The organism is Streptomyces pseudogriseolus, from assembly GCA_002154585.1.
Taxonomy (GTDB): Bacteria; Actinomycetota; Actinomycetes; order Streptomycetales; family Streptomycetaceae; genus Streptomyces; species Streptomyces pseudogriseolus.
This window is the reverse complement of the sequence record MUNG01000231.1, coordinates 1-6,023: the sequence shown is the minus strand read 5'-3', so window position 1 is coordinate 6,023 and position 6,023 is coordinate 1. Positions and strand designations below refer to the sequence as shown.

The 6,023-nt window shown below is 77.4% G+C and carries 5 protein-coding genes; 2 read left to right on the top strand and 3 right to left on the bottom strand.

All coding sequences use genetic code 11. The features are described from left to right. The first annotated feature begins 49 nt into the window (after window positions 1-49). Window positions 50-1,042 carry a phytoene/squalene synthase family protein gene (locus tag CCN29_RS20920; RefSeq protein WP_086683673.1) on the top strand — a complete coding sequence of 331 codons (993 nt, stop codon included), beginning with the start codon at window positions 50-52 and terminating at the stop codon, window positions 1,040-1,042. Beyond that, window positions 1,035-2,042 carry a DUF5914 domain-containing protein gene (locus tag CCN29_RS20915; RefSeq protein ID WP_086683670.1) on the top strand — a complete coding sequence of 336 codons (1,008 nt, stop codon included), beginning with the start codon at window positions 1,035-1,037 and terminating at the stop codon, window positions 2,040-2,042. The genes CCN29_RS20920 and CCN29_RS20915 overlap by 8 nt, the downstream gene beginning before the upstream one ends. A 260-nt stretch (window positions 2,043-2,302) precedes the next feature. On the opposite strand, the gene CCN29_RS20905 is transcribed toward CCN29_RS20915, so the two are convergent. From CCN29_RS20905 to CCN29_RS20895, 3 genes are read right to left on the bottom strand one after another with little or no spacing between them, the layout of a single operon-like run. Next, window positions 2,303-3,871, bottom strand: coding sequence for an FAD-dependent oxidoreductase (locus CCN29_RS20905; protein WP_086683667.1), 1,569 nt, complete (start codon window positions 3,869-3,871; stop codon window positions 2,303-2,305). Continuing rightward, entirely contained in the window at window positions 3,868-4,656 is a 789-nt protein-coding gene (locus tag CCN29_RS20900) for a class I SAM-dependent methyltransferase (protein ID WP_086683664.1), read from the bottom strand. The genes CCN29_RS20905 and CCN29_RS20900 overlap by 4 nt, the downstream gene beginning before the upstream one ends. After that, a complete protein-coding gene (locus CCN29_RS20895; protein WP_086683676.1) occupies window positions 4,653-5,867 on the bottom strand; it encodes a lycopene cyclase family protein in 1,215 nt (404 codons plus the stop codon). Before CCN29_RS20895 ends, CCN29_RS20900 begins: the two co-directional genes overlap by 4 nt. Window positions 5,868-6,023: the final 156 nt, after the last annotated feature.

Genomic DNA, 6,023 nt, shown 5'->3' with positions numbered 1-6,023 from the left:
AGATCCGCCGCGGCGGATCTCCCGTCCACTCCGACCGGAGCAGGAGCCCATGACCCGTCGTGAACTGGACGCCGCCGGGATCACCGACCCCGGCCTGCGCGCCGACTACACCCGGTGCCGGGAGCTCAACGCCCGCTACGGGCGCACCTACTTCCTGGCCACGCGCCTGCTGCCGCTGGAGCGCCGCTCGGCCGTGCACGCGCTGTACGGCTTCGCCCGCTGGGCCGACGACATCGTCGACGACCTGGACCGCGGGCGCACCCCCGAGGAGCGCGACCTGGCGCTGAAGCGGCTGGAGGGCGACCTCGCGCACGCGCTGCGCACCGGCGGCGGGGACCAGCCCGTGGTGCGGGCGGTGGCCGACACCGCCGACCGGTACGGCATCGAGGTGCCGCTGTTCGAGGACTTCCTCGCCTCGATGCGCTCGGACCTGACCGTCACCGACTACCCCACCTACGCCGACCTGCGGGCGTACATGCACGGCTCGGCCGCGGTGATCGGCCTGCAGATGCTGCCCGTGCTCGGCACGGTCGTGCCCCGCGAGGAGGCCGCACCGCACGCGGCGGCCCTGGGTGTGGCGTTCCAGCTGACCAACTTCCTGCGGGACGTGGGCGAGGACCTGGACCGCGGCCGGGTGTACCTGCCGGCGGACCTGCTCGCCGCGCACGGCGTGGACCGGCCGCTGCTGGAGTGGAGCCGGCGCACCGGCGGGCAGGACCCGCGCATCCGGGCCGCGTTCGTGGCGGCCGAGGAGATGACCCGGGACGTCTACCGGGAGGCGGAGCCGGGCATCGCGATGCTCGACCCCCGGGTGCGGCCCTGCATCCGGGCGGCCTTCACGCTGTACGGCGGCATCCTGGACGCGATCGCCCGGCAGGGGTACACCGTGCTGCACCGCCGTGCCGTCGTCTCCCGCCCCCGGCGGGCGGCGACCGCGGCGGCCGGGATCGTGCGGGTGGCCGCCGCGCGCCGGCGCGCCCGCTCGGCGCGCCCGGCGGCCGGAACCGTCGTACTGGAGCGGAAGGAGCCGGGCCATGGATGACCGGGCGGGCAGGACACGCTGGACGCCGCCGCTGCGGCGGCGCAACGGGCCGAGGTGGGCGGAGCAGGCCCCGACCTGGCGGGCGGCGCGGCCCGGCCTGATCGCCGACGCGCTGAAGCGGGCCTCCGCGCGGCCCTCCGGCAACTGGTTCGTGGCCGGCGCCTCGCGGGACGTGCGCCCCGGGGGCGGCCCCCGCGGCCGGACGATCGGCGGCGTCGAGGTCGTGCTGTGGCGCTCGGACTCCGGTGAGCTGCGCGCGGGTCCGGGGGCCTGCCCGCACCTGGGTGCGCCGCTGCGGGACAGCCGGGTGGTGTGCGGCACGCTGGTGTGCCACTGGCACGGGCTCGCGCTGGACGGTTCGCCGACGGCGGGCTGGCAGCCGTTCCCGGTCCACGACGACGGGGTGCTGGTGTGGGTGCGGCTGGACGCGCTCGGCGGGGAGGAGCCGTCGGAGCGGCCCGTGATCCCGCCGCGTCCCGAGGCGCCCGGCGCGGTGGACTCCGTGTACACCGGGGTCGGCCGGTGCGAACCGCAGGACGTGGTGGCCAACCGGCTCGACCCGTGGCACGGCTCGTGGTTCCACCCGTACTCCTTCGTCGACCTGCAGGTCGTCCGCGAGCCGGAGGGCGAGGAGGACGACGCGTTCGTCGTCGACGTGTCCTTCCGGGTGGCGGGACGTCTGGTGGTGCCCGTGCGGGCGGAGTTCACCGCTCCGGAGCCGCGCACGGTCGTCATGCGGATCACCGACGGCGAGGGCGCCTCCTCGGTGGTGGAGACCCACGCCACGCCGCTGACCCGGGCGGGCGACGAGCGGCCGCGCACGGCCGTGGTGGAGGCGGTGATCGCCACCTCCGAGCGGCGCGGCTTCGCCCTGGCCCGGGCCGCGGCCCCCGCCCTGCGCCCCCTGATGCGGCACACCGCGGGACGCCTGTGGCGCGACGACCTGGCCTACGCGGAGAGGCGCTGGGAGCTGCGCAGCACGGGCCGCTTCCCGGGCTGAGCGGCACCCCGGAGCGCCGCCCGGCCGACCTGCCCGAGCGGCGCTCCCGGCTGGAAGAACCCCGCCGGACGGGTGCGAGCGGCGCACCCGGCAAGTACGGCACCGCCTGACGGGCCCGGGCCACTCGGCCCGGGCCCGTCAGGCCGACCAGGACCCGCCTCCGTGACCCGGGCCCGTCGGGCGGTCCGGCACCGTCCGGCTGCCCGGGCCCACCCGGCGGACCGGGCCCGTCCGGCGGACGGGCCGGGGGCGCGGTCTTCTCAGGGGCGCCGGCCGGCGAGGGCGCCGAGGGCGCGCAGCGCCGGGGAGCGGCCCGCGCGCGGGACCGTCCACAGGACCTGTCCGCGCACGCCCCAGCGGGCGAGCAGCTCGTTGGAGGCCAGGAAGCCGGTGGTGGCGGCGCGTTCCATGAGGGCCACGGGCAGGTCGCAGCGCAGGCCGTCGCCGGCCAGCGTGAGCCACGGGTGCGGGGTCGTGACCGTGGGGCGGCGGTGGTGGGTGCCGGCGGTGAACATCGGGCAGTCCGCGCGCCACTCGTGCCGGACGTCGACGACCCGCGCCCGGCTCGTCTCCGGGTACACCCGCCGCAACTGGGCGAGCAGTTCGTCCTGCACCTTCTCCCAGTCCGCTCCCTCGGGGACGGCGTAGCCGTGCAGTTCCACCACCGAGCCCCCGGTGCGCGCGGCCCAGCGGGCGGCCTCGCCCTCGTAGCGCTCCAGAACGCTGATGTTGTCCAGGCCCTCGTAGCCGCTGGTGCCGAGGAAGCCGGGGCGGTCGGGCCGTACGGCCCGGTCCAGCCAGAACCGGGAGACGAGGAACGGCGGGGCGGTGCGCAGCGCGTCGATGTCCGCGCGCCAGGGGGCGGTGCCCAGGCCGGGCGAGGCGGCGACGGTGCCCCGCAGCCCTCCGGTGTCCAGGGCGAGCACCACCGCGTCGTACCGGCCGGTTCCCGCGTCCGTGCGCACCTCGGCCCCGCCCTCGCCGTCGAGGGGGTCGACGCCGTGGACGGCCGTGCCGGTGCGGATGTCGGTGCCCAGGCGCTCGAGGTAGTCGCCGAGCGGCTCCCACAGGGCCTGCGGGAAGGGCTCGTCGGGCACGTCGAACAGCAGCCCCTCGGAGGAGCCGAGGAAGTAGATGTGGAACATCAGCATCAGCTCGGCGGCGGACAGTTCGCGCGGGTCGGCGAAGAAGCTGCGCGAGAACACTTCGAAGGCCAGGTGGTGCGCGGCCTCGGGGAAGCGCACGCCCTGCAGGAACCCGGTCGCGCTGACCCGGTCGAACCGCTCGTACACCTCCGGCACGCGGACGTCCAGCAGCGGCAGCGCCGCACGGGCGTCCATGGAGGTCAGGTCGCGCCAGCCGAAGGTGGGGCTGAGGGCGACGAACCCGAGCGCGCTGAGCGGCGGGGTGCGCGGGACGCGGGCGAAGCTGTCGGTGAGCCCGCCGCTGTGCCGCAGGGGGTAGTCGGGCAGCGGGGTGAGCCGGTCCAGGCCGGGATCGGTCCGGCGCAGCAGGCCGCGCAGGTTGTAGTACTGGCGGAAGAACGCGTGGAAGCCGCGGGTCATGGTCACCTCGGAACCGTCCGCGAGCCGGGTGCGCTGCCCGGCGAGGCGGCCGCCGAGGGACTCCTCCCGTTCGTAGAGGGTGACGCGGGCGCCGCGTTCGGCCAGTCCGGTGGCGGCGGCGAGGCCGGCGATGCCGCCGCCCACCACGGCGACGGACGGCGCGTCCCCCGGCGCGAAGCGGTCCCGGCCGGGGGCGGGCCTCAGCACCTCGGCCTTGCGGTCCCGGCCGCGGCGGGCGGCGGTGTGTGCGGTCCGGGTGGTCATCGGCCGGCCTCCACGGTGGGAACGGGTGCCGCGGCCGTGCCGGCGAAGCTCTGCCGGGCCGGCCCGGCGGCGGCCGGGACGGGGCCGTTGCGGGCCACGAAGGTGTGGGTGATGCCGGTCTGCCACCCGGCCAGGGGCAGGGCGCGGGCGTCCGCGAAGCCGGCGCGGGTCAGCCGGCCGGTGAAGTCGGGGGCGGCGTCGAAGTCGAGGACGCTGTGCCACAGGTGCCGGTACAGGGCCCGGTCGCCGGTGAGGGTGCCCGCCGGGATGACGAACCCCTGGCAGACGGCCGTCCACAGCGCCCGCTGCGCCGGTGAGCCGCCGAGGCTGTACTCGTGCACGGCCAGCCGCCCGCCCGGCTTCAGCAGGGTCCGCACCGAGTGCAGCACCGCGTCGGGGTCGGTGACGTTGCGGAAGAGGTAGGCGGCGAAGACCGCGTCGAAGGGGCCTTCGCCGGCGGTCGGCAGTTCCTCGGCGCTCAGGTGCAGGAACCGCACCCGGTCGGGCCACGGTTCGGCCAGGGCCTGCCGCAGCATGCCGCCGGAGGCGTCCACGGCGGTGATGCGCGCCCGGGGCGCGGCCCGCAGCAGGGCCCGGGTGGAGGCGCCGGTGCCGCATCCGAGGTCGAGCACGTGCAGCCCGGCCCCGTCGTCGGGCAGGCGCAGCCGGCGCGCCGAGCGGAGCAGGTCGGTGCGGTAGCCGGGGTTGAGGGCCGTGAGCCGGTCGTAGGTGCGGGACGCGTGGTCGAAGGCGCGTGCCAGGTCGTGGTCGCGCAGCAGGGTCATCGGTGGCTTACTCCGGTTCCTGGGAGGGGATGGGTTCGGCGGGGCAGGAAGGGCACTTCGAGCGCGGTGCGCAGCATCGGCCCCACGGGGGTGCGCAGTCCGATGCCCCATTCCTCCCGGAGCGAGGTCGCGCCGTCGAGGAAGCGCAGCAGGCGGTGCGCGGGCGTCCGGCGGAACAGGCCGGTGAAGAAGTCCGGGCCGTCGACGCGCCCGGTGTCCAGGGCGCGCAGCAGTACCGCGTCCATGGCCAGCGCCCGCCGGCCGTGGGGCGGGGGCACGGCGTCGCGGCCGTCGCGCAGGGCGGCGGCGACGGCCCGGCTGTGCCGCTGGACGGCGGCGAAGGTGTAGCCGGTGGCGGGGCGGGTGGCGCCGCCCGCGGTTCCGATGCGGAAGACGGACCGGCCGGTGCGGCGCGCGAAGCGCCCGTCGGTCATGGGGATGACGCCCTGCTCGGCCGACTCGACCTCGAACCCGCCCAGCCGCAACACGTCCCGGGCGTAGTGGCCGAGCGCGGCCTCGTACGCCTCGGTGGTCAGCGGGGCGCGGGAGAACTCGGTGTACTCGACGAGGGCCCGGTCCGCGGCCAGCGGGAGGACGTACCCGAAGGCGAGCCCGTGCCGGGGCTGCGGCACCCGGAAGTCCATCAGGTCGGCGACGCCGGGGTCGAACCGCTCGCGGTCGGTGCGCACGAACCAGCCGCGGAAGTGCTGCAGCAGCTGGGTGCGGGCGGCGGGCAGGGCGGGCAGCGGCCGTGAGTCGAACACGTACCGGGCGCGCAGCGTCAGGGCCCGGCCGCCGGGTGCCGTGCAGCGGACCTCCGCGCCCCCGGGGACGTCGCGCACGGTGTCGGCCGTGGCCCGCAGCACCCGCCCGCCGGGGGCCTGCTCCACACGGGCGTGCACCAGCCGCTCGAACGCCGAGGAGCGCACCATGCGGTAGGTCGCGGGGGCCGGGTCGACGGTGAGGGCGGTGCCGTCGCGGCCGTGCACCCGCAGCAGGGGCCAGGCGGCGGTCACGGCGGCGCCCAGGCCGTCGTGGCCCTCGTCCCAATAGCACCAGGTCCGCTCGGCCGGGCGCACGGGACCATCCGGGGGTTCCACCACGGTGACGCGGGCGGCCCCGGTCTCGACCAGCCGGTGCGCCAGGCTGAGCCCGGCGGCCCCGCCCCCGACGACCACGACCTCCGGCGCCCCGGCCGCTCCCGCGGTCACCGGGCGCCGGGCCGGTGGGCAGCGCGGCGCGCGGCCGGGATGGAGGCGGCGGCCGGCGACGGGCGGTACGGGCTCACCGGGCGCCCTCCCCGCACGATCAGCCGCCGCGCGGGCCGCGGCGTGGGCCGCGGCGCGGGTCCGGTCCGCGGCCCACGC